This is a genomic window from Azospirillum griseum (assembly GCF_003966125.1).
GTDB lineage: Bacteria > Pseudomonadota > Alphaproteobacteria > Azospirillales > Azospirillaceae > Azospirillum > Azospirillum griseum.
In genome coordinates, this window is the sequence record NZ_RXMA01000010.1 from 166,421 (window position 1) to 186,380 (window position 19,960).

The 19,960-nt window shown below is 67.7% G+C and carries 19 protein-coding genes, 4 tRNA genes and 1 riboswitch; of the genes, 15 read left to right on the forward strand and 8 right to left on the reverse strand.

Going from position 1 to position 19,960, the window contains the following annotated elements; all coding sequences use genetic code 11:
• Window positions 1-30 precede the first annotated feature (30 nt).
• Complete coding sequence (locus tag EJ903_RS12865) at window positions 31-918, reverse strand: methyltransferase domain-containing protein (RefSeq protein WP_126615793.1); 888 nt, start codon at window positions 916-918, stop codon at window positions 31-33.
• A gap of 105 nt (window positions 919-1,023) precedes the next feature.
• On the opposite strand from EJ903_RS12865, the gene EJ903_RS12870 reads away from it, so the two are divergent.
• The 4 genes from EJ903_RS12870 (at window position 1,024) to EJ903_RS12885 (ending at window position 3,298) form a co-directional block, all read left to right on the forward strand.
• Complete coding sequence (locus tag EJ903_RS12870; RefSeq protein ID WP_126615795.1) at window positions 1,024-1,290, forward strand: flagellar biosynthetic protein FliQ; 267 nt, start codon at window positions 1,024-1,026, stop codon at window positions 1,288-1,290.
• 15 nt (window positions 1,291-1,305) lie between these two features.
• Window positions 1,306-2,052, forward strand: a complete 747-nt coding sequence (locus EJ903_RS12875; RefSeq protein ID WP_126615797.1) for a ComF family protein — start codon at window positions 1,306-1,308, stop codon at window positions 2,050-2,052.
• A 149-nt stretch (window positions 2,053-2,201) separates the two neighbouring features.
• A complete protein-coding gene (gene grxC, locus EJ903_RS12880) occupies window positions 2,202-2,465 on the forward strand; it encodes a glutaredoxin 3 (RefSeq protein WP_126615799.1) in 264 nt (87 codons plus the stop codon).
• The gene (locus EJ903_RS12885; RefSeq protein WP_126615802.1) at window positions 2,462-3,298 is read left to right on the forward strand and encodes a carbon-nitrogen hydrolase family protein; all 837 of its coding nucleotides are present in this window, start codon (window positions 2,462-2,464) and stop codon (window positions 3,296-3,298) included. The genes grxC and EJ903_RS12885 overlap by 4 nt, the downstream gene beginning before the upstream one ends.
• 148 nt (window positions 3,299-3,446) lie before the next feature.
• Here the strand turns inward: EJ903_RS12885 and EJ903_RS12890 are convergent.
• The 3 genes from EJ903_RS12890 to EJ903_RS12900 all read right to left on the reverse strand — a co-directional run bounded on the left by EJ903_RS12890 (window position 3,447) and on the right by EJ903_RS12900 (window position 3,741).
• A tRNA-Val gene (locus EJ903_RS12890) sits at window positions 3,447-3,521 on the reverse strand.
• A gap of 4 nt (window positions 3,522-3,525) precedes the next feature.
• A tRNA-Asp gene (locus tag EJ903_RS12895) sits at window positions 3,526-3,602 on the reverse strand.
• A gap of 64 nt (window positions 3,603-3,666) precedes the next feature.
• A tRNA-Val gene (locus EJ903_RS12900) sits at window positions 3,667-3,741 on the reverse strand.
• Window positions 3,742-3,938: 197 nt separating this feature from the next.
• Here EJ903_RS12900 and EJ903_RS12905 point away from each other — a divergent pair.
• From EJ903_RS12905 to EJ903_RS27630, 8 genes are all read left to right on the forward strand, one after another.
• Window positions 3,939-4,853 carry an N-formylglutamate amidohydrolase gene (locus EJ903_RS12905; RefSeq protein WP_126615804.1) on the forward strand — a complete coding sequence of 305 codons (915 nt, stop codon included), beginning with the start codon at window positions 3,939-3,941 and terminating at the stop codon, window positions 4,851-4,853.
• A gap of 130 nt (window positions 4,854-4,983) precedes the next feature.
• Window positions 4,984-5,961 (forward strand): glucokinase, encoded by a 978-nt coding sequence (locus EJ903_RS12910; RefSeq protein ID WP_126615806.1) that lies wholly within the window; start codon window positions 4,984-4,986, stop codon window positions 5,959-5,961.
• A 231-nt stretch (window positions 5,962-6,192) separates the two neighbouring features.
• Window positions 6,193-8,883, forward strand: coding sequence for a pyruvate, phosphate dikinase (ppdK, locus tag EJ903_RS12915; RefSeq protein ID WP_126615808.1), 2,691 nt, complete (start codon window positions 6,193-6,195; stop codon window positions 8,881-8,883).
• A 177-nt stretch (window positions 8,884-9,060) separates the two neighbouring features.
• Window positions 9,061-10,146, forward strand: coding sequence for a serine hydrolase domain-containing protein (locus EJ903_RS12920; RefSeq protein WP_126615810.1), 1,086 nt, complete (start codon window positions 9,061-9,063; stop codon window positions 10,144-10,146).
• A gap of 162 nt (window positions 10,147-10,308) precedes the next feature.
• Entirely contained in the window at window positions 10,309-12,030 is a 1,722-nt protein-coding gene (locus EJ903_RS12925; protein WP_126615812.1) for a long-chain-fatty-acid--CoA ligase, read from the forward strand.
• A gap of 60 nt (window positions 12,031-12,090) precedes the next feature.
• Window positions 12,091-12,405, forward strand: a complete 315-nt coding sequence (locus tag EJ903_RS12930) for an acylphosphatase (protein WP_246015519.1) — start codon at window positions 12,091-12,093, stop codon at window positions 12,403-12,405.
• 98 nt (window positions 12,406-12,503) lie between these two features.
• Complete coding sequence (locus EJ903_RS12935) at window positions 12,504-13,490, forward strand: hypothetical protein (RefSeq protein WP_126615814.1); 987 nt, start codon at window positions 12,504-12,506, stop codon at window positions 13,488-13,490.
• On the forward strand, window positions 13,477-14,088 hold the full coding sequence (locus EJ903_RS27630) for a hypothetical protein (RefSeq protein WP_246015521.1): 612 nt from the start codon (window positions 13,477-13,479) through the stop codon (window positions 14,086-14,088). The genes EJ903_RS12935 and EJ903_RS27630 overlap by 14 nt, the downstream gene beginning before the upstream one ends.
• Before the next feature lie 34 nt (window positions 14,089-14,122).
• On the opposite strand, the gene lipB is transcribed toward EJ903_RS27630, so the two are convergent.
• Entirely contained in the window at window positions 14,123-14,863 is a 741-nt protein-coding gene (gene lipB, locus EJ903_RS12945) for a lipoyl(octanoyl) transferase LipB (RefSeq protein ID WP_126615816.1), read from the reverse strand.
• Window positions 14,864-14,996: 133 nt separating this feature from the next.
• Between lipB and EJ903_RS12950 the strand changes: the two genes are divergently transcribed.
• A tRNA-Leu gene (locus EJ903_RS12950) sits at window positions 14,997-15,081 on the forward strand.
• A 195-nt stretch (window positions 15,082-15,276) separates the two neighbouring features.
• Here EJ903_RS12950 and EJ903_RS12955 read toward each other — a convergent pair.
• The 3 genes from EJ903_RS12955 to EJ903_RS28005 form a co-directional block, all read right to left on the reverse strand.
• Window positions 15,277-15,471 (reverse strand): hypothetical protein, encoded by a 195-nt coding sequence (locus EJ903_RS12955; RefSeq protein ID WP_126615819.1) that lies wholly within the window; start codon window positions 15,469-15,471, stop codon window positions 15,277-15,279.
• A 238-nt stretch (window positions 15,472-15,709) separates the two neighbouring features.
• Entirely contained in the window at window positions 15,710-16,012 is a 303-nt protein-coding gene (locus EJ903_RS12960) for an STAS domain-containing protein (protein WP_126615822.1), read from the reverse strand.
• Window positions 16,013-16,126: 114 nt separating this feature from the next.
• Window positions 16,127-18,208, reverse strand: a complete 2,082-nt coding sequence (locus EJ903_RS28005; RefSeq protein ID WP_126615825.1) for a methyl-accepting chemotaxis protein — start codon at window positions 18,206-18,208, stop codon at window positions 16,127-16,129.
• Between the two features lie 261 nt (window positions 18,209-18,469).
• Window positions 18,470-18,569: riboswitch (TPP riboswitch) on the forward strand.
• On the opposite strand from EJ903_RS28005, the gene thiO reads away from it, so the two are divergent.
• Window positions 18,562-19,731 carry a glycine oxidase ThiO gene (gene thiO, locus EJ903_RS12970; protein ID WP_126615827.1) on the forward strand — a complete coding sequence of 390 codons (1,170 nt, stop codon included), beginning with the start codon at window positions 18,562-18,564 and terminating at the stop codon, window positions 19,729-19,731. It overlaps the preceding riboswitch by 8 nt.
• Window positions 19,728-19,952: a sulfur carrier protein ThiS gene (gene thiS / locus EJ903_RS12975; protein WP_126615830.1), complete on the forward strand. Its 225-nt coding sequence runs from the start codon at window positions 19,728-19,730 to the stop codon at window positions 19,950-19,952. The genes thiO and thiS overlap by 4 nt, the downstream gene beginning before the upstream one ends.
• The last annotated feature ends 8 nt before the right edge of the window (window positions 19,953-19,960 follow it).

The following is a 19,960-nucleotide window of genomic DNA, read 5'->3' on the forward strand; positions in this document are numbered from 1 at the left end:
GCCCGCGCGCGCCAGCAGCCTCAGCGACCGTTACGATTCCGGTGTGTTGCTGTTCAGTGCCTGACCGAGCGGGATCGCCCCGCTGCCCGGCTTCAGCGGCTGCTGTTGGCTTTCGTGCGGCGACCAGCCCGCCAGATACAGCACGTCGAAGGTCACGGGGATGCGCCCGTCCGGCTCGGCGTGCTGCTCGGCGTAGCGGCGGGCGGCGTCGAACAGCATGGCGCGGGTGGCCGGAACCTTGCGGCGGGCCAACACGGCGTTGGTTTCGGCCATGCCGCGCAGCTCGCGCATCAGGGCGAAGGCGTCGGAATAGGTGACGGTCAGCGTGTCGCTGTCCACCACCGGCAGGGCGAATCCGGCGCGCTGCAGCAGGCCGCCGGCATCGCGAATCTCGGCAAAGGGCGACACGCGCGGCGACACGCCGCCCGCGATCTCCAATTCGGCCTCATACAGGCATTGCCGCAGCTCGATCAGCGTGTTGCCGCCCAGCATGGCCCCGCAGAAGAAGCCATCGGGCTTCAGGCATTGGCGGATTTGCAGCAGCGCGCCCGGCAGATCATTGACCCAATGCAGGCTGAGGTTGCTGACCACCAGATCGAAGCTGTGCGGGGCGAAGGGCAGAAACTCCTCGTCCGCCGCAACCCCCTGGGCCGCGCGGGCGAAGCCGGGGGCCAGATCGCAGGCGATCAGCCGTTCGATGCCCTTGCGCCCGGCCAGCGCCCGGCCCATCGCCCCGTCGTGGCAGCCCACGTCCAGCGCCAACGGGAAGGGGCGGAGCACATCCTCCAACCGGTCGGCGAGTCGCTCGGCAATCTCGTCGAACAGGAAGGAATGGTTGGCAAAGTTGGGGACGGCGCGTTCGCGGTGGCGGCGGACAAGCGCGCGGTCGAACACGGTCATGCGGTCGGTGGTCGTCATGCCCGGCACTATAGCGCAGCCGCTTGCGCTCTCAAGCGTCGGCAGGGTCCGGTGGATGTGCTAGGGTCATGGCGCAGACGGTCGGGCGCGAAGGACGGGGTTCGCATGGGCATCGAGGAAGCCATCGGCGTGACGTATGAGGCGTTGATCGTCATCATCAAGATCACCTTTCCCACCCTGGCGATCACCACCGCGCTGGCGGCGGGGCTGACGATTTTCCAGTCGGTCACGAACATCAACGAATCTTCGATCCAACAGGATCTGAAGATCTTCGCCACGCTGGCCATCCTGTTCGTCACCGGCCCGGCCATCTTCATCGCGCTGCGCGATTACACGCTCGTGATCTTTGAACGAATCGCCATGCTGCAATAGGCGGGGGCCGGGAGGATGACCGCCGTCCGCCGGATGTCCCGCGTCACCAGGGCCGCCGCGTCGGCGCTGCTGGACGCGCTGTTGCCGCCGCGCTGCCTGTCCTGCGGTGTGGCCGTGGACCGGCAGGGTGGCTTGTGCGCGGCCTGCTGGGGCGGGCTGACCTTCATCGCGCCGCCCTTCTGCGCGGTCTGCGGCCTGCCCTTCGAGTATGAGGCGCAGGGCGATGTGATCTGCGGGGCCTGTCTGGCCGCGCCGCCGCCCTTTTCCCGCGCCCGCGCCGTGTTGGCCTATGACGATGGCAGCCGCCCGCTGGTGTTGAGCTTCAAGCACGGCGACCGCATCCACGCCGCCGGGGCCTACGCCGCGTGGCTGGCCCGCGCCGGGCGGGAGTTGCTGGCCGACGCCGATCTGCTGGTCCCGGTGCCGTTGCACCGCCTGCGCCTGTTCCGCCGCCGCTACAACCAGGCGGCCTTGCTGGCCCAATCCTTGGGCCGACAGGCCGGGGTGGCGGTGATCCCCGACGCGCTGCTCCGCCACCGCGCCACCCCGACCCAGGGCGGTTTGGGCCGCCAGGAGCGGCAGCGCAACGTCAAGGGCGCGTTCCGCCTGCGCCCCGGGGTGTCGGTGGCGGGCCAGCGGGTGGTGGTGATCGACGATGTGCTGACCACCGGGGCGACGGTGGCCGAATGCGCCCGCGTGCTGACCCAGGCCGGAGCGGCCCGGGTGGAGGCGCTGACCCTGGCGCGCGTGGTTCCGGAGTGAAGGGGCGGCGGCGGCATGGCAGCCCGCCGGGAGCGGCCGCTGGCGTCGGTCCGGCGGTTCTTTTACAATCCTTCCAAACTGTGTCCCGTCCGGTTCAACGCCCAAATCCGATGGATGGCCCGTTGCAACCGTTAGCCCAGGAGCCGCGCATGGCCGAGGTTGTCATCTACACCACCCCCTTTTGCCCCTACTGCTCGCGCGCCAAGCGGTTGCTGCAGAGCAAGGGCGTGACCTATCAGGAAATCGACCTGTACGAGCAACCGAACCGCCGCGACGAGATGGTGAACCGCGCCGGGGGCCGCACCACCGTGCCGCAGATCTTCATCGATGGCCAAGCCTATGGCGGCAGCGACGACATCCACGATCTGGACCGCCAGGGCAAGCTGGACGGTCTGCTGGGGGTGGCGGCGTGAGCGCGGTGGTCAAGGCGGCCTGCGTCCAGGTCAGCGCGGGAACCGAACTGCAACCGAACCTGGACGTGGCGGGCGATCTGGTCCGCCGGGCGCGCGACGCCGGGGCGGAGTTCATCACCCTGCCGGAGAATGTCGGCTGGATCGTCCAGGGCCGGGCCAAGACGATGGCGCGGGTGAAGACCGAGGCGGAACACCCCGGCATCCCCTTCTTCGCCGATCTGGCGCGGGAAACCGGGGCGTGGATTCTGGCGGGCACGCTGGGTGTGTTGCAGGACGACCAGCGGGTCGCCAACCGCAGCTATCTGTTCAACCCGCAAGGGCAGGCCGTCAGCCATTACGACAAGATCCACATGTTCGACGTGGATTTGAAGGACGGCGAGAGCTACCGCGAATCGGCGACCTTCCGGCCGGGCGAACGCGCGGTCGTCGCCGCCACGCCCTGGGGCGGGGTGGGGATGACGATTTGCTACGACGTGCGCTTTCCTTACCTGCATCGGGCGTTGGCGAAGGCGGGGGCGTCGATCATCACCGCCCCGGCGGCCTTCACGGTCCCGACCGGGCGGGCGCACTGGCACACGCTGTTGCGGGCGCGCGCCATCGAAACCGGCTGTTTCGTGGTGGCTCCGGCCCAGACCGGCACGCACGACGAGGGGCGGCAGACCTACGGCCATTCCCTGATCATCGCGCCGTGGGGCGAGGTGCTGGCCGACGCGGGCGAGGGGGTGGGCGTCATCACCGCCGATCTCGACATGGCGCGGGTGGAGGAAGCCCGCCGCATGGTTCCGGCCTTGAACCACGACCGCGACTTCGTGGTGGTGCGGGACGGTTTCTGATTGGGCGGTTTTCGAATGCGGCCGGGCCGGTTGGGGGATGTCCCGACGGGTCCGGCCTGCGGATGGGGCGGGTGGACCGGCAACGACGTCCGAAAAGAGGCCCGAAAAGGTTCGAGGCTCCAAGGGGGTGCCCTTGGAGCCTCGTGCATGGTGGTCCCGACTGGGATTGAACCAGTGACCCCTACGATGTCAACGTAGTGCTCTCCCGCTGAGCTACGAGACCATGGTGGCGCGAGTGACGGGACTTGAACCCGCGGCCTCCGGCGTGACAGGCCGGCGCTCTAACCAACTGAGCTACACCCGCGCAATGGGAGACGATCCGTCTCCGAACTCTCAAAGCCATCCGACGGAGCGGTTGACCTTGTGGATGGTGGGCACGACTGGGATCGAACCAGTGACCCCTACGATGTCAACGTAGTGCTCTCCCGCTGAGCTACGCGCCCATCCGATACGCTGTTGCGGTGCGTGGCGGTTGCCAGCGCCCCGTTCGGCGTGGGCGGGTTTCTACCCGCATCCGCTGGGCGTGGCAAGCCTTTTGTTGGGGGCTTTGGCGCGTCGGGAGATTTTTTCCATGGAAGGGCGGCGGCGATGGGGCGGGATCGTGACAGGGCGCGCCGCCTCCATTACATCAGAACCCATTATGAACGCAGAGAACGCCACCGCCGCCGGACCGGTCCCGGCCTATGAGATTCTGGCCCCGGAGCGCCAGAGTCACCCGCTCGTGCTGGCCTCGCCCCACAGCGGCAACCACTACCCCGACGATTTCCTCGCCGCCGCCCGGCTCGACGCCCGCGCGCTGCGCAAGTCGGAGGATTGCTTCGTCGACGAGATTTTTGCCTTTGCCCCGGCGCTGGGGGTGCCGCTGCTGCGCGCCCTGTTCCCGCGCGCCTATCTGGACGCCAACCGCGAGGCCTATGAACTCGACGCCGACATGTTCATCGATCCGCTGCCCGCCTACGTCAACACGCGCTCTCCGCGCGTGGCCGCCGGGTTGGGGACCATCGCGCGGGTGGTGGCGAACGGCGAGGACATCTACAAGCGCCGCCTGCGCTTTGCCGAGGCCCAGGCCCGGATCAACGCCTGCCACGCCCCCTACCACGACGCGTTGCGCCGTCTGGTGGACGACACCCGTGCCGCCTTCGGCCACGCCCTGCTGATCGATTGCCATTCGATGCCGTCGCCGGTCGCTGTGTCGGGGACCGCGCCGGGGGGCGAGCGGGCGGCTGAGCGGGGGCGCAACCGGCCCGACATCGTGCTGGGCGATTGCTACGGCAACGCCTGCGCCCCGGCGGTGATCGACGCCGCCGACGCCTTCCTGACCGGGCTGGGCTATCGGGTGAACCGCAACAACCCCTACGCCGGCGGCTACACCACCCGCCATTACGGGCGTCCGCGCCAGGGCATCCACGCCCTGCAAATCGAAATCGCCCGCGATCTCTACATGGACGAAACCGCCCTGACCCGTCTGCCCTTCCTGGATGTGCTGGCCCGCCACATGGGTGAACTGGTGCAGACGCTGGGGGCCTTGCCCGGCGACCGGCTGGAACCGCGCTGACGGACGGTTTTTTGCTGCGCCGCAGCGTGAAAATCCCGTCGCCAAGCGGGAAGGGGCGTGCCAGATTTGTCGGCCGACCGCCGCGCGCCTGTGGCGGGCGTCTTCCTCTTAGCAACCGCGCACCGGATCCATGACGAACCACGCCGCAGCCCCGATCCTCGTCGCCGACATCGGCGGCACCAACGCCCGTTTCGGCCTGATCGACGGGCGCGACATCCGCGAGGTGCGGATTTTGCGCTGCGCGGATCATCCGTCGCTGGAGGACGCCGCCCGCACCTATCTGGCGGCGGTGGGGTTGGCGGAGGTCGGCGCGCCGGGCCGCCCGCGCCGGGGGGCCTTCGCGGTGGCCGGGCCGGTCACGTCCGATCATGTCGCGATGACCAATCTGGTCTGGGAATTCTCCATCAGCCGCGTGCGCGACGGGCTGGGGCTGGACGGTCTGGCCGTCATCAATGATTTCACCGCCGTGGCGCTGTCGGTCCCGCGTCTGGCCCGCACCGACCGCCGCGCCGTCGGCGGGGGGGAGGTCAAGCCTGGGGGCGTCGTCGCCGTTCTCGGGCCGGGCAGCGGGCTGGGCGTCTCGGGGCTGGTCGCGGGCGCGGACGGGCGCTGGTCGGCGCTGGCCGGGGAGGGCGGTCACGTCACCATGGCCGCAACCGATCCGCGCGAAGCCGCCGTGCTGGAGGTGCTGCGCGGGCGCTTTGGCCACGCGTCGGCGGAACGCGTGCTGTCGGGGCCGGGGTTGGTCAATCTGCACAGCGCGCTCAGCGAACTGGATGGCGGCGCGGCGGCGTTGACCCCGGCGGCGATCACCGAGTCGGCGCTGGCGGGCGAAGATCCGCTTTGTGTGGAAGCGGTGGCGATGTTCTGCGGCATGCTCGGCACGGTGGCGGGCAATCTGGCGCTGACGTTGGGCGCGCGCGGCGGCGTGTACATCGCCGGTGGCATCGTGCCCCGGTTGGGGGCGCTGTTCGACCGCTCCAGCTTCCGCGACCGTTTCCTCGACAAGGGGCGGATGCGGGCGTTTCTCGATCCGATTCCGACCTTTGTCATCACGCACGAGCTGCCCGCCTTCCTTGGGCTGGCCGAGGCGGCGGACGCGGTCTGATCGTTTTTTCCACCGGATGGACGCCGTTTTGGCCGTCCGTTCGCGGCAGACACCCTACGCATGGGGGATGGGGGGTGGCGGGGAATGGTGCGCCGCCGCGCTTGTATCCCCACGCCCGGAACGCTAGAAGGTCGCTCCAGCGGGTTGCCGGTCAAAGGTCTTGACCACGCGGCGGCGATGACCACGCGGGACCGGCTCCGAGTGACCATTGGGCGAGCGAGGATGTTTGCTATGGGCCAGGGCGAGAGCAAGTGGGTCTACAGCTTCGGCGGCGGTGCCACCGAAGGGCGGGCCGAGATGAAGAACCTGCTGGGCGGCAAGGGTGCCAATCTGGCCGAAATGGCCAATCTGGGCCTGCCGGTTCCCCCCGGCTTCACCATCACGACCGAGCTGTGCACCTATTTTTACGCCAACGGCCGGGCTTACCCGCCGGAGCTGAAAACCCAGGTCGCCGCCGCCGTCGCCCGTCTGGAAACGGCGATGGGGGCCAATTTCGGCGATCCGGCGAACCCGCTGCTGGTCTCCGTCCGGTCGGGCGCGCGGGCCTCGATGCCGGGCATGATGGACACGGTCCTCAACCTCGGCCTCAACGACGCGACGGCGCGCGGTCTGGCCCTGCGGTCGGGCGACGCGCGTTTCGCCTATGACAGCTACCGCCGCTTCATCCAGATGTACTCCAACGTCGTGCTCGACGTGGATCATCACCATTTCGAGGACATCCTCGATGGTCACAAGCGCGACAAGAATTACAGCCTCGACACCGATCTGAGCGCCGCCGACTGGCAGGCCGTGATCGAGGATTACAAGAAGGCGGTCGAGCGCGAGCTTGGCACCCCCTTCCCGCAGGACGTTCAGGAACAGCTGTGGGGGGCCATCGGGGCCGTCTTCGGCTCCTGGATGAACGCGCGGGCCATCACCTACCGCAAGCTGCACGACATCCCCGCCGATTGGGGGACCGCCGTCAACGTGCAGTGCATGGTGTTCGGCAACATGGGCGAGGATTGCGCCACCGGCGTCGCCTTCACCCGCAACCCGTCCACCGGTGAAAACGCCTTCTACGGCGAATATCTGGTCAACGCCCAGGGCGAAGACGTGGTGGCCGGCATCCGCACGCCCCAGCATTTGACCATCGCGGGCAAGATCGCCAACAAGTCCGACCTCCCCGCCATGGAGGAGGTGATGCCGGACGTGTTCAACCAGCTCAACGAGGTGCGCCTCAAGCTGGAACTGCATTACCGCGACATGCAGGACATCGAATTCACGGTGCAGCAGAACAAGCTGTTCATGCTGCAAACCCGCAACGGCAAGCGCACCGCGCCTGCGGCGCTGAAGATCGCCGTCGATCTCGCCAACGAGGGCGTGATTGATCGGAACGAGGCGGTCAAGCGCATCGATCCGGCCTCGCTCGACCAGTTGCTCCACCCCACGCTCGACCCCAAGGCCGACCGCAAGGTGATCGCCAAGGGCCTGCCCGCCTCGCCGGGGGCGGCGTCGGGCAAGGTGGTGTTCAACGCCGACGAGGCCGAGCAGATGGCCGGTGTCGGCGATTCGGTCATCCTCTGCCGCATCGAAACCTCGCCGGAGGACATCCACGGCATGCACGCGGCGCGCGGCATCCTGACCAGCCGGGGCGGCATGACCAGCCACGCGGCGGTCGTGGCGCGCGGCATGGGCCGTGCCTGCGTGTCGGGGGCCGGTGAACTGCGCATCGATTACAAGACCAAGCAGATGTCGGTGCGCGGCGTCACCATCAAGGAAGGCGACATCGTCACCATCGACGGGTCGACCGGCGAGGTCATGCTGGGCGAGGTTCCGACCATCCAGCCGGAATTGTCGGGCGATTTCGCCACCCTGATGGGCTGGGCCGACGGCATCCGCCGCATGAAGATCCGCACCAACGCCGAAACCCCGCTGGACGCCCGCACGGCGCGCAAGTTCGGGGCGGAAGGCATCGGCCTGTGCCGCACCGAGCACATGTTCTTCGACCCGGCCCGCATCCTGGCCGTGCGCGAAATGATCCTGGCGGAAAGCGAAGAGGGCCGCCGCACCGCGCTGGCCAAGCTGGAGCCGTTCCAGAAGCAGGATTTCGTCGATCTCTTCACCATCATGGCCGGGCTGCCGGTGACGATCCGCCTGCTGGATCCGCCGCTGCACGAGTTCCTGCCCAACACCGACGCCGACATGGCGGAGGTCGCCAAGGCCACCGGGGCCGACCCGCTGCGGGTGCGCCACCGCGTGACGCAACTGCACGAAGCCAACCCGATGCTGGGGCATCGCGGTTGCCGTCTGGGCATTTCCTACCCGGAAATCTACGAGATGCAGGCCCGCGCCATCTTCGCCGCCGCCGCCGAGGTCTCCAAGACCAGCGGGACCACGGTGACGCCGGAGGTGATGATCCCGCTGGTCGGCACCAAGAAGGAGCTGGACATCCTGAAGGCGGTGGTCGACCGCGTCGCCAAGGAGGTGATGGCCGCCACCGGGCAGAGCTTCGAGTATCTGGTCGGGACCATGATCGAGCTGCCGCGCGCGGCGCTGCGCGCGGCGGACATCGCCCAGTCGGCGGAGTTCTTCTCCTTCGGCACCAACGACCTGACCCAGACCACCTTCGGCCTGTCGCGCGACGACGTCGGCAATTTCCTGCCGGAATACCAGCGCCAGGGCATTTTCGAGCATGACCCGTTCCAGACGCTCGACACCACCGGCGTGGGCGAACTGATCGCCATCGCCGCCGAGCGTGGCCGTGGCACCCGCCCCGGCATCAAGCTGGGCATCTGCGGCGAGCATGGCGGCGATCCGGCCTCCATCACCTTCTGCGAGTCGGTGGGGTTGGATTACGTGTCCTGCTCGCCCTACCGCGTGCCGATCGCCCGTCTGGCGGCGGCGCAGGCGGCGTTGAACAGCGACACCGTCAAGCGCGACTGATCGCGAATCGGCTGGTGACACAGCGCGGGGCTGGAAGGGAGACCTTCCGGCCCCGTTGCCGTTTTCCCCACTGCGCCCAACCCCAATGGGAGTCCACCCACTGTTGCCAATCCGAAATTTGCCCATTCTGTCGGGTATGGAAAAACGCGCGCGGGTGCGCAGGGCAAGAGGTGGGTGATGGCCGACGCGTTGGATGATCCGGCCCGGATGGCGTTTCTGATCGACGGGTTGCAACAGTTGCTGAACGAAAGCGCCGCCTCCACCGGGGCGGCGGAGGTTGGGCGGGCCGCAACGGTGGCGGTGGTGTCGGTTCAGCAGGACGGGTGGAGTTGGAGCGTCGGGTTGACTCGCCGGGGGATGGCGGACGCCCGCCCTGCGCCGGACGCGCGCGGGTTGGTTTACAGCCTGACCAAGAGCCTGATGGCGGCGGCGGTGCTGCGGCTGGCGGCGCGGGGCATGGTCGATCCCGACGGCCCGGCGGCCTTCTGGCTGCCGGAGCTGGCTGACCGCGATGAGGCGGTGACGGTGGCGAACCTGCTGGAACACCGCGCCGGGCTGCCGGATTATGGCGGGCGGGCGGATTATCACCAAGCGGTTGCGGCGGGCGATCCATCGTGGAGCGAAGAGGAGTTTCTGGCCCGCTGTGGCCTGTCCGGGCCGCCGGTCGGGAGTTTCGCCTATTCCAACATCGGCTATCTGCTGGTCCGCCGCCTGCTGGTGCGGGCCAGCGGTCTGCCCTTTGCCCTGGCGCTGCGGGAGGAGGTGTTCGCACCGCTGGGCCTGACTTCCGCCAACGTGCCGGTGGACCGCGCGGATTTGGCCGGGCTGTTGTTCGGGAGCAGCCCGTTGTACGGCGGGGCGGCGGTGGCCGACCGCTATCATCCCGGTTGGGTCGCGCACGGTGTGGCGGCGATGACGGCGCGGGACGCCGCCCGCTTCGTCCATGGGCTGTCCGATCCCGCTTACCTGCCCGCCGCGCTGGCGCAACGGATGCGCTGCGGCGCGCCGGTCAACGCCCCGATGGGCGGGCGGCCCTGGGTTGAGCCGGGGTATGGCCTGGGGCTGATGGTGGAACGGGATCCGGCGCGCGGTGGGTTCTGGGGCCACACCGGCGGCGGTCCCGGCCTGACCGTGGCGGCCTATCACTGTCCGGGTGGTGGTGCTCCCGAAGCCGGGCCGCTGTCGGTTGCGGTTTTCACCGACAGCGAGGATCCGGCGCTCGCCGAATGGATGGCGGTGGAGGCTGTGCAGAGCCTGCGGTGATGGCCTGCGGTGATGCCGGGTTGTGTTTTTCCTCCCCTTGAGTCGCGGTCTGGCCGCACCATGTGCAGGTCATATGGGACAGTCCTGCCCTATAGGGTATAGGATTGCCCCAACGGACGCCGCAGAGCGCCCGCACAAGACACGTCAATGGGGAGAAAACGCATGGGCGACACGGCCAACCCTGCAACCGCTTTTCCGTGGCTGGCCTCCTACCCGGCGGGGGTGGATTGGGGGATGCCGATCCCGGCGCTGCCGCTGACCCGCCTGATCGACGACGCCGTGGCCCGCCACGCCGACCGCAATTGCCTGAACTTCCTGGGCAAGATCTACAGCTACCGCAAGGTGGGCGAGTTGGTCGACAAGGCCGCGCGCGGCTTCCAGGCGGCGGGCGTGACCAAGGGCACGCGGGTCGGGCTGTTCCTGCCCAACACGCCCTATTCGGTCATCTGCTTCTTCGGGATTCTGAAGGCCGGGGGCGTGGTGGTGAATTTCAACCCGCTCTACGCCGACCGGGAGCTGGTGCACCAGATCACCGACAGCGGCGTCAGCCTGATGGTGACGCTGGATCTGAAGCTGCTGCACGACAAGATGGCGCGGATGCTGACGCAAACGCCGCTGAAGCGTCTGGTCATTTGCAAGATGGCGGAGATCCTGCCCTTCCCGAAAAACTGGCTGTTCCCCATCGCCAAGCGGGCGGAGATCGCGGCGATCCCCAAGGACGACCAGCATCTGCCCTTCGCCACGCTGATCGACAACGACGGACGCCCGGCCCCGGTGTCGGTGGACGCGGTGGAGGATGTGGCGGTGCTGCAATACACCGGCGGGACCACCGGCGTGCCCAAGGGGGCGATGCTGACCCACGCCAACCTGTACGCCAACGTCGTGCAATGCGCGGTGTGGTATCAGGCCCGGGTGTGCCGTCCCACCGATACCGGCGGACCGGACAAGCTGCTGGGCGTGCTGCCGCTGTTCCACGTCTTCGCCATGACCACGGTGATGAATTTCGGCCTGCACACCGGGGCGGAAATCGTCCTGCTGCCGCGTTTCGATCTGGATCAGGTGATGGAGACGCTGGCCAAGGAGCGGATCACCCTGTTCCCCGCCGTGCCGACCATCTACACCGCGATCAATCACCACAAGCGGCTGTCGGAGTTCGATCTGTCCTCCATCCGTTTCTGCATGTCCGGCGGCGCGCCGCTGCCGCTGGAGGTGAAGGAGGCGTTCGAGCGGACGACGGGCTGCACCTTGGTGGAGGGGTATGGCCTGTCGGAATCCTCGCCGGTCGCCACCGTCAACCCGGCGGTGCTGCACCCGACCAAAAAGGGATCCATCGGCCTGCCGCTGCCCGGCACGGTGATCGAGATCGTCAGCCTGGACGAACCGCGCCGCGTCCTGCCCCCCGGTGAAAAGGGCGAGGTCTGCATCCGTGGCCCGCAGGTGATGAAGGGCTATTGGAACAAGCCGAAGGAAACGGCGGAGACTCTGGTCGATGGGCGGCTGCACACCGGCGATGTCGGCGTGATGGACGCGGACGGCTTCACCACCATCGTCGACCGCATCAAGGACATGATCCTGTGCAGCGGCTTCAACGTGTATCCCCGCAACGTGGAGGAGGCGATCTATCTGCACCCCGCCGTCGCCGAATGCGTGGTGGCCGGGGTGCCGGACGAGTATCGCGGCCAGACGGTGAAGGCCTATGTCCGCGTTGACGACGGCCACAGCCTGACCGCCGACGAGCTGATCGCCTTCCTTCAGGACAAGCTGTCGCCGATCGAAATGCCCAAGCTGGTTGAATTCCGCAGCGAATTGCCGAAAACCATGATCGGCAAACTCTCGCGCAAGGCCCTGCTGGACGAGGAGGAGCGCAAGCGCGCTCAGGGGTGATGGTGTGGGCGTGACGGTGTGGGCCTTGCGGGGGCGCTGAGAACCACAGTGGGGGCGGGGATGACCAAGGGGACGGCGGACGGGATGGTGGACGGCGCGCGCAGGGCGGTGCTGGCCCGGATCGGCGGGACGGTTCAGGGCGTGTGGTATCGCGGTTGGACGGTGGAGACCGCCCAAAGCCTTGGCCTGTCCGGCTGGGTGCGCAACCGCGCCGACGGCACGGTCGAGGCGCTGTTCGCCGGACCGGTGGCGGCGGTGGACCATATGCTGGTGGCCTGCCAGGATGGTCCGCCCGCCGCCCGCGTCAGCGGCGTCACCGTGTCGGCGGCGGCGGATCCGGGGGAGGGCGTGTTCGAACAGCGCCCGACGCTGTGACCGCGCGCCGTATTAGGACTCCGCTAACCGTGCCGGTCGCAGCATGATGGCGGGGCCGTGCGTCGGGGCGCGCTGGCTGGGACGCGCCGGTGTGGCGCATGGGGTGGGAGGTGGTCGTGATCGGGTCGGACATTGGCAATTTGAAGTCCATGCTGTCCAACGTCTTCACCAAGGCGGCGGAGGCGAAGGACAAGGCGACCGGCAAGTCCGGCGATTCCGATGCCGGCAAGACGGCCGCCACCCCGCCGAAAAACCCCTCCGACCCCGCCTTTCTGCTCAGCGCCAACCTGGAGGATCTGACCAAATCGCTGCGCGGGATGGCCGACGGTGCGGGCGAGGCGGCGCAGGCCGGAGTGGCCCAGGCCGACGGTGCGCTCGGCCAGTTGGATGGGTTGAAGGAGTACAACGACGCCTTCGCCGACCAGCTTGATCAGGTGATGAGCGCGATGGGCGAGGATTTGGGCCGGATGCTCAAGGCCTTCGGCCTGGACGACGACAAGGTCGACGAGGCGGTGAAGGGCTTCACCGGGCGATTCGACGAGCAGGACCGCAAGGCCGCCTTTGCCGCCATGGACAGCGGCGACGCCCAACCCATCGCCGTCGCCAACGCCGAAAGCCACGAGCGCACCGGTGTGTCGGTGGAGGCCGCCAACATCGACCTGACCCTGGAGCAGGGCGGCAAAACCCTGTCCATCAGTTTTGACCGGACCAAACTGGCGATGGCGCGCACCGCCGACAGTGCCTTTGCTGTCACCGATGGCAAAACAGCGATCTCGGGCGCGGAACGCTCCACCACCACGCTGAACGCCCAGTCGGAAGGGCTGACGATCAAGGCCGACGGCTTCAGCAAGGACGAGTTGGACAAGATCATGGGCGCGCTGCAAAAAGGCATGCCGAGCGCGCCCGACGGGCTGACGGGCAGCGCCACCCTGACGCCGAAGACCGCGCCCAAGGACGGCGAGGCGCTGCATCTGTCGCTGGATTTGCAAGGTGTGCTGACGGCGGCCTTTGGCGAAAAGGGAACCAAGGCGGCGGCGTCGATGGGCAAAGAGATACAGAAGCAGGGGTTCGATGTGCGGATCTGATGACCGTGCTTCCCGCGTGGGGCTGTTGCGCCGGGGCGTTGGGGTGTTGGCCACCGTCTTGACCTCCGTTCTGGTCGCCACACCCGCCCTGTCGTGGGCGGGAATGATGGATCGCACAGAGCCGGGGCACATGCCGCCGGTGGTGCCGGGGCAGGACCTGCCCATCGCGCCGCCGGTGGTGCAATTCCCGATGCCACCGCAATGGGTGACGATCCGGTCGAACCAGGAGTGGCGCAAGGTTGGCAAATTTGAAAAGGATCTGAGCAAGGATTGCGCCGCCCGCCGGTTCCGCGAGCTGTCACCGTTGCGCTTCCGCGCCTATTTCAAGGGGGAGGTGGTTGGCGTGGCCTTTGGCCATGGGCTGAACCTGTACGATCCGCAGAAAAAGGCCGACCGCAAGCTGATCTACCTGTTCCGCGACGGCGATTCGACCGCCTGCACCATCCAGACCATCACCAACGAGGATGTGCGGGTGATGAACGAGGCCCAGGCCCCGCAAACCGGCGGCAGTTACAAACCGGTGTCGCCGGGGGGCGGTGCGGACAACACCAACGGTGCCCGCAACACCCAGCCGGGGGGAAATTACAAACCCAATTGAGGCCCGGTGCCCTGGGCCACGGTCATCCGCCCGGTCACGCGTCGGTGTCCGACTCATCCTCACCGCGCATAGGCCCGCCGAACACGGTCGGCCAGGCGGCGATCAGGGCCGAATCCACGTCGTCCATCGTCACCGGATGACCCAGCGCGACCAGCGAGGTGACGCCGTGCTCGTTGATGCCGCACGGCACGATGCCGGTGAAGTGGCTGAGGTCCGGTTCCACATTCAGCGCGATGCCGTGGAAGCTGACCCAGCGGCGCACCCGCACGCCGATGGCGGCGATCTTGTCCTCCTGCCCGCGCAGGCCGCCATAGGGGGCCTTGTCCACCCAGATGCCGACGCGGCCCTCGCGCCGTTCCCCCTTGATGGTGAAGGCGGCCAGGGTCTGGATGATCCATTCCTCCAGATCGCGGACATAGGCGCGGATGTCGGCCCCGCGCGCCTTCAGGTCGAGCATGACGTAGGCCACGCGTTGGCCCGGCCCGTGGTAGGTGAACTGGCCGCCGCGCCCGCTGCGGTAGACCGGGAAGCGGGTGGCGTCCAACAGATCCTCGTCCCGCGCGCTGGTTCCGGCGGTGTAGAGCGGCGGGTGTTCCAGCAGCCAGACCAGTTCCGGCGCGGTTCCGGCGCGGATGGCCTCCACCCGCTCCTCCATGGCGGCCATCGCCTCCGGGTAGGGGACGGGTTCGTCGGAAATGCGCCATTCGATGGGGGGGCGCTGCGTGGGGGGCAGGGTGGGCTGGCTGGCGGCGGCGCTGGCGGGCGGGGTGGTCATCGGGAAAAAACGGCCTTTTGACAATTTTCTTCGTGGAGGGTGATTGTAACGCTTGATCGCGCTTCGGGAAGCTGATATCTACCCGCTCCACCCGATGAGGCGCGCAAGCGTACCTCGGGTCTACCAGCCTCGTGCGGTCGTGGCGGAATTGGTAGACGCGCAGCGTTGAGGTCGCTGTGGGGCAACCCGTGGAAGTTCGAGTCTTCTCGACCGCACCACTCACTCCCAAGCGGAGCGTGTGACAGGCACCAAGGCAGGCGAGGCGGAGCGGCGCAACAGCGTCACATCCGCCGCCAGCCGCCCAAATCCCCTCAGCAAACATTGTTCATAAAATCAGACATTGACTTGAAGCGCACCACCCGCAGCCGTGGTTGCGCGTGATGGTTCCGTGTGTTGATTGGCGATCCCTGCTGTCAGAACAGCTCGACCGAGTCCTCCTCCACCGCGCCGAACACCGCTTCGCGGACGCCGTTGCTGTCGAGCACTTCGACCACCACATCGTCCGGGCAGTCGTCGTGGATGGCTTGGGCCAGAGCGAACAGCGGGGTTTTCTGGACCGATGGGCGGCGTGCGTGGTCGGATCCGCAGGGCGAGATGGTCACTTTCATGGCCGAACCTCGGGTTGTCGTGGTCTCCTTCTTTTGTACGAGAGCTTGGTTGCGCTTGGATTACATAAGAAGAAAATAATTTTTCGAATTGTGACAGGTTTGTCCTTAGGACAAACAAAACAACGTCTTTTTGAAAGAGGTTCTTCAGTAAAAAGCTATTTTAAAAATCGTGACCTTTGCGGGTGTTCCTTATGGTGGAAATTCTTTTTCACACCACCCTCCGCCAAAAGCGACGCGGTCAACGAAACTCGATGTAGGGATCGAGCGCGGCGCGGCGCAGTGCCTTGACGATGTGGCCGGGGGCACCGCTGACGACGATGTGGCCGCCCGCGTCCCGGCAGCGGTTGGCCAGGATGAACAGCATTCCGATGGCCGCCGAATCGATGAAGGTGACAAAGCGCAGATCCAGGGGGACCACCGGCTTGGCGGTGAAGTCCCACTCGGTCAGCATGGCGTTGAAGCGTGGCGCGTCGTCGTAGGTGCAGCGCCCGGACAGCAAAAGGCCGTCCTGCCCGTCCACGCTGGTGAAGGCGTACTCCATACGGTGTGTGTCCTGACGGTTGGTGATCCCGGATGATGCCAGGGGATCATGACGCGGCGGCCGGCGCAAGGCCAGCCCCGCGCCGGTTGTCCTGAGCGGGTTGGAAAAGACGGCTCACTCCGCCGCCTGATCCAGGCTCTTCAGACGGCTGACATACTCGTTGATCTCGGCCATGTGGCTGGCGTGCTGGTTCAGTGCGTCCAGGCGGCTTTCGATTTCGGTTTGCGCCGTCGTCACCTCGACGACCACGGCGTGGATGCTGTCCAGCAGGGTGGCGGCGTTGTGGGCGGCGGAGTCCATCCGGTCGCCGGTTTCGTTCAGCTTGCCGCCGACCTGCCCGACCGAGGCCATCACCTGACCGATCGCGCCACGGGTGGTTCCCAGCGTCTGTTTGGTGTCGCTGGCCAGCTTGCGCACCTCCGACGCCACCACGGCAAAGCCACGCCCGGCCTCGCCCGCGCGGGCGGCCTCGATGGTGGCGTTCAGCGCCAGCAGGTTGGTCTGACCGGCGATGGTGTCGATCACGCCCAGCACGCCTTCGATGCCCTTGACCACCCGGCTCAATTGGGCGAACTCCCGCAACAGCTCCTCCTTGCGCTCGGCGTGGCCGTCGAAGGAGGCGGCGTGGCGGTCCAGGCTTTTTTGGATCGCGGTCATCGACTCGCCGATGCGGCTGGCGTAGCGGGCCGTGTCCTGCACCCCGCTGTGCAGGCTGACCAGCGCCTCCAGATAACCGCGCATCCGGTCGATGATGCTGCTGCGGATGCGGTTGAGCAGATGCAGGCGGTTGTAACGGGCGTTGATGAAGGAGCTGTGGAAGCGGGCGTAATGGATGGGAAAGCGGTCGACGAAATCATCAGCGAAGTCGGTTCCCTCGGGCGCGTCGAAGAACAGCAGGGCCGACAGGGTTTGATTGACGTTGATGCCGAACAGCTCGCCGAAGGTGGAAAAACCGGCGACGGTCATGCCGTCGAACGCCCGCACCCGCGCCAGGGCGTCGCCGTTGTTCAGACGGCGCAGGATGCAGTCGTTCAGGATCGCGCCCACCGGCTGGGGTTTGCCGCGCAGATAGGCGGCCAGATCCTGCGCGGTCTGCTGGGCGAAGTCGGTGGCCTCCACCAGGGTCAGAGCGTCTCCGGCGTTCACGTCGCAATAGAAGGTCGCTTCCCCCGTCTCCAGATTGAATCCGGCGACGGAGCGCACATACAGCTCATCCTCCATCTGGATGGCGAAGGTGCTCTTGCCCAGGCGGCTGGACAGCTCCTCCGGTCGGCAACGCAGGGCGGCGGCCAACGCGTCGGTGAAGCGCATCACCTCGAAGCTGTCGGGATCGATCACGCGGCGCACGACACGGCGGATCGGGTCGGCGTCCACGATGGTGAAGCGGGTGGCGGTCGGGCGGAAATTCTGGCTCTTGAACACGCCATAGCGCGTTCCCGGTGCCACCTTCAGGAGCAGGATGACCGCCGCGTTTTCCAACACCCGGTCGCCGTCGAACAGGCGGGTGTGTTGGAAATCCAGTGTTCCCCCCGCCGATCCGCCGATGAACAGGCAGGGGAAACGCCCGCTGCGGTACACGGCCTCCATCAGTGAGCTTTCGCTGGCCGACAACCCGTCGACGAAGGTCAACGCCACGGTGTCGCGGCTGTCGATCCGAAAGGACGGGCGGATGCGCTCCAACTCGCCCTGGATCGCCTCAACCCGTTTGGTCTGGCTGTGGCGCAGGGGGCCACCGCTGCGGATGTCTTCGCAATGCAGCGGGACCGTGTGGACGCTCAGGCCGCTGAACAGGCGGGGGCTGAAGGCCTGGAACACCACCCGGTCCCAGCGCTCCCCGGTGGGGCAATAGAGCGGTTGGCCGGGGGCCGTGCACAGCTCCCCGGCGGTGGAGACCAGCAGCAGTTTGCAATCGGGCGGCAGCGCGGCCTTGGCCGCGCGGGCCACCGTCGGGAAATCGACGTGGGGGGACACGAAGCCGACGACCAACGCCGGTCCACCCGCCGTGAAGGTCAAGGGGGCCAGCGCGTCGCGGGTGATCGCCGCCGCCGACAGGCTGAGGGTGCGGATCGGCGGTTCGGGGGGCGTCGCGGTGCCGGGCGTGTTGGCCGGGCGGAAACGGTCGGGCGATGGCGACGCCGCTTGAGACGTGGCGACGGTGCCGGTGGCGCTGGCGGAGGTGCGGAAAAGAGTCAGCATGGGAAAGCTCACGTCCAAGGGCGGTCACGACGGGGCGCGCGAAGATCGTTTGGGATGGTACGAGTCCGCCGTTCGTTTGTTATCCGGGTATTCCCGAAGTCCTATGACTCTTTGGTATCAGAACCGGGCGCTGCCTTGGTTTCGGTGGGGCGGCTGAGACAATCAGCCGCGCGCGGTGATCGGCCTGTCGGCCCGCAGTCGGTCCGCGTGGGACCCCATGACTTTTTTCTTGCAATGCGTGCGGCGGAGCGGAACTATCGCGCCATTGGCTTGGGGTGCCGCGCGGTCCTGTGCGCGGCTGAGATCAGACCCATCGAACCTGTCTGGGTAATGCCAGCGAAGGGAGCCGTTGCATGGTTCACGCGCGTGGGATCCGTTTGCCGTCCGTCGCCATTCTGGGGGCGGGCTGTGTTGGCTTGTCGATCGCGTGGCGGTTGGCCGCTGCGGGCTGTTCGGTCGATGTCTTCGATTCGGGGGAGGCCGGGCGCGGGGCCACCCACGCCGCCGGGGGGATGCTGGCCGCCTGCGTGGAAAGCGAACCGGGCGAGGAAAGCCTGTTGCCGCTGACCCGCGCGTCGCAAGCGCTGTGGCCCGCCTTCGCCGCCGCGTTGGAGGCCGCGACCGGCCTGTCGGTCGATCTCCGCACCGAAGGAACCATGGTCATCGCGCTGACCGCCGACGACGCGGCCAAGGTCCGCTTTCTCCACCGTTTCCAAACCGACCTGGGCCTGCCGGTGACGTGGTTGAGCGGGGCGGAGGTGCGCCGCCGCGAACCCTGCCTGCAACCCGGCGTCGTCGGTGCGCTCTATTGCGCCGAGGATCATCAGGTGGACAACCGCAAGCTCGCCGTCGCCCTGCTGCGCGCGGTGCGGGCGGCGGGCGGGCGGGTGCACGAACGCTGCCCCACGCCGACGCTGGTGCTCGACGACGGGCGGGCGACCGGGGTGCAGGTTGGCGACGTGCGGGTGTCGGCCGACCGGGTGGTGCTGGCCGCCGGGGCGTGGTCGGGCATGGTCGCCGGGCTGCCGCCGTCGGCCAGACCGCCGGTGCGGCCGATCAAGGGGCAAATGCTGTGCCTGCGCATGGACCCGGCGGCCCCGCTGCTGCGCCACGTTGTGTGGACGCCCGGCACCTATCTGATTCCGCGCCTGGACGGGCGGCTGTTGGTGGGGGCGACGACGGAGGAGCGTGGCTTTGACAGCCAATTGACGGCGGGCGGGCAATTGGCCTTGCTCGATGGCGCGTGGCGGGCGCTGCCCGGTGTGGCCGAACTGCCGATCGAGGAAAGCTGGGTCGGGTTCCGCCCCGGCAGCCGCGACGACGCGCCCCTGTTGGGCGAAACGGCGATTCCGGGCCTGATCCTCGCCACCGGCCACCACCGCAACGGCATCCTGCTGACCCCCGTCACCGCCGACAGCGTGGCGCGGCTGGTGTTGACCGGGGAAACCGATCCGCTGATCCGCCCCTTCGCCCCCGACCGTTTCGCAACAGACCACATCACCGCCGCCGGAGCCGCCGCATGAGCGCCACCATCCCCCCAGCCACCATCCGCCTGAACGGACAGGACACGCCCTTGACCACCGCCAGCCTGACCGGGCTGCTCGCCGGGTTGGGGCTGGACGAGGCGTCGCGTGGGGTCGCCGTCGCTCTGAACGGGGCGGTCGTGCCGCGCCGCCGCTGGCCCGACACCGCGCTCGCCCCCGGCGATGTTCTGGACATTGTCCGCCCGATCCAGGGCGGTTGAGGATTTTT

What these genes read in the sequence shown, in the direction of transcription:
- EJ903_RS12865 (WP_126615793.1), bottom strand. Translation starts at nt 918, where the DNA reads ATGACGACCACCGACCGCATGACCGTGTTCGACCGCGCGCTTGTCCGC.
- EJ903_RS12870 (WP_126615795.1), top strand. Translation starts at nt 1,024, where the DNA reads ATGGGCATCGAGGAAGCCATCGGCGTGACGTATGAGGCGTTGATCGTC.
- EJ903_RS12875 (WP_126615797.1), top strand. Translation starts at nt 1,306, where the DNA reads ATGACCGCCGTCCGCCGGATGTCCCGCGTCACCAGGGCCGCCGCGTCG.
- grxC (WP_126615799.1), top strand. Translation starts at nt 2,202, where the DNA reads ATGGCCGAGGTTGTCATCTACACCACCCCCTTTTGCCCCTACTGCTCG.
- EJ903_RS12905 (WP_126615804.1), top strand. Translation starts at nt 3,939, where the DNA reads ATGAACGCAGAGAACGCCACCGCCGCCGGACCGGTCCCGGCCTATGAG.
- EJ903_RS12910 (WP_126615806.1), top strand. Translation starts at nt 4,984, where the DNA reads ATGACGAACCACGCCGCAGCCCCGATCCTCGTCGCCGACATCGGCGGC.
- ppdK (WP_126615808.1), top strand. Translation starts at nt 6,193, where the DNA reads ATGGGCCAGGGCGAGAGCAAGTGGGTCTACAGCTTCGGCGGCGGTGCC.
- EJ903_RS12920 (WP_126615810.1), top strand. Translation starts at nt 9,061, where the DNA reads ATGGCCGACGCGTTGGATGATCCGGCCCGGATGGCGTTTCTGATCGAC.
- EJ903_RS12925 (WP_126615812.1), top strand. Translation starts at nt 10,309, where the DNA reads ATGGGCGACACGGCCAACCCTGCAACCGCTTTTCCGTGGCTGGCCTCC.
- EJ903_RS12930 (WP_246015519.1), top strand. Translation starts at nt 12,091, where the DNA reads ATGACCAAGGGGACGGCGGACGGGATGGTGGACGGCGCGCGCAGGGCG.
- EJ903_RS12935 (WP_126615814.1), top strand. Translation starts at nt 12,504, where the DNA reads ATGGGGTGGGAGGTGGTCGTGATCGGGTCGGACATTGGCAATTTGAAG.
- EJ903_RS27630 (WP_246015521.1), top strand. Translation starts at nt 13,477, where the DNA reads ATGTGCGGATCTGATGACCGTGCTTCCCGCGTGGGGCTGTTGCGCCGG.
- lipB (WP_126615816.1), bottom strand. Translation starts at nt 14,863, where the DNA reads ATGACCACCCCGCCCGCCAGCGCCGCCGCCAGCCAGCCCACCCTGCCC.
- EJ903_RS12955 (WP_126615819.1), bottom strand. Translation starts at nt 15,471, where the DNA reads ATGAAAGTGACCATCTCGCCCTGCGGATCCGACCACGCACGCCGCCCA.
- EJ903_RS12960 (WP_126615822.1), bottom strand. Translation starts at nt 16,012, where the DNA reads ATGGAGTACGCCTTCACCAGCGTGGACGGGCAGGACGGCCTTTTGCTG.
- EJ903_RS28005 (WP_126615825.1), bottom strand. Translation starts at nt 18,208, where the DNA reads ATGCTGACTCTTTTCCGCACCTCCGCCAGCGCCACCGGCACCGTCGCC.
- thiO (WP_126615827.1), top strand. Translation starts at nt 18,562, where the DNA reads ATGGTTCACGCGCGTGGGATCCGTTTGCCGTCCGTCGCCATTCTGGGG.
- thiS (WP_126615830.1), top strand. Translation starts at nt 19,728, where the DNA reads ATGAGCGCCACCATCCCCCCAGCCACCATCCGCCTGAACGGACAGGAC.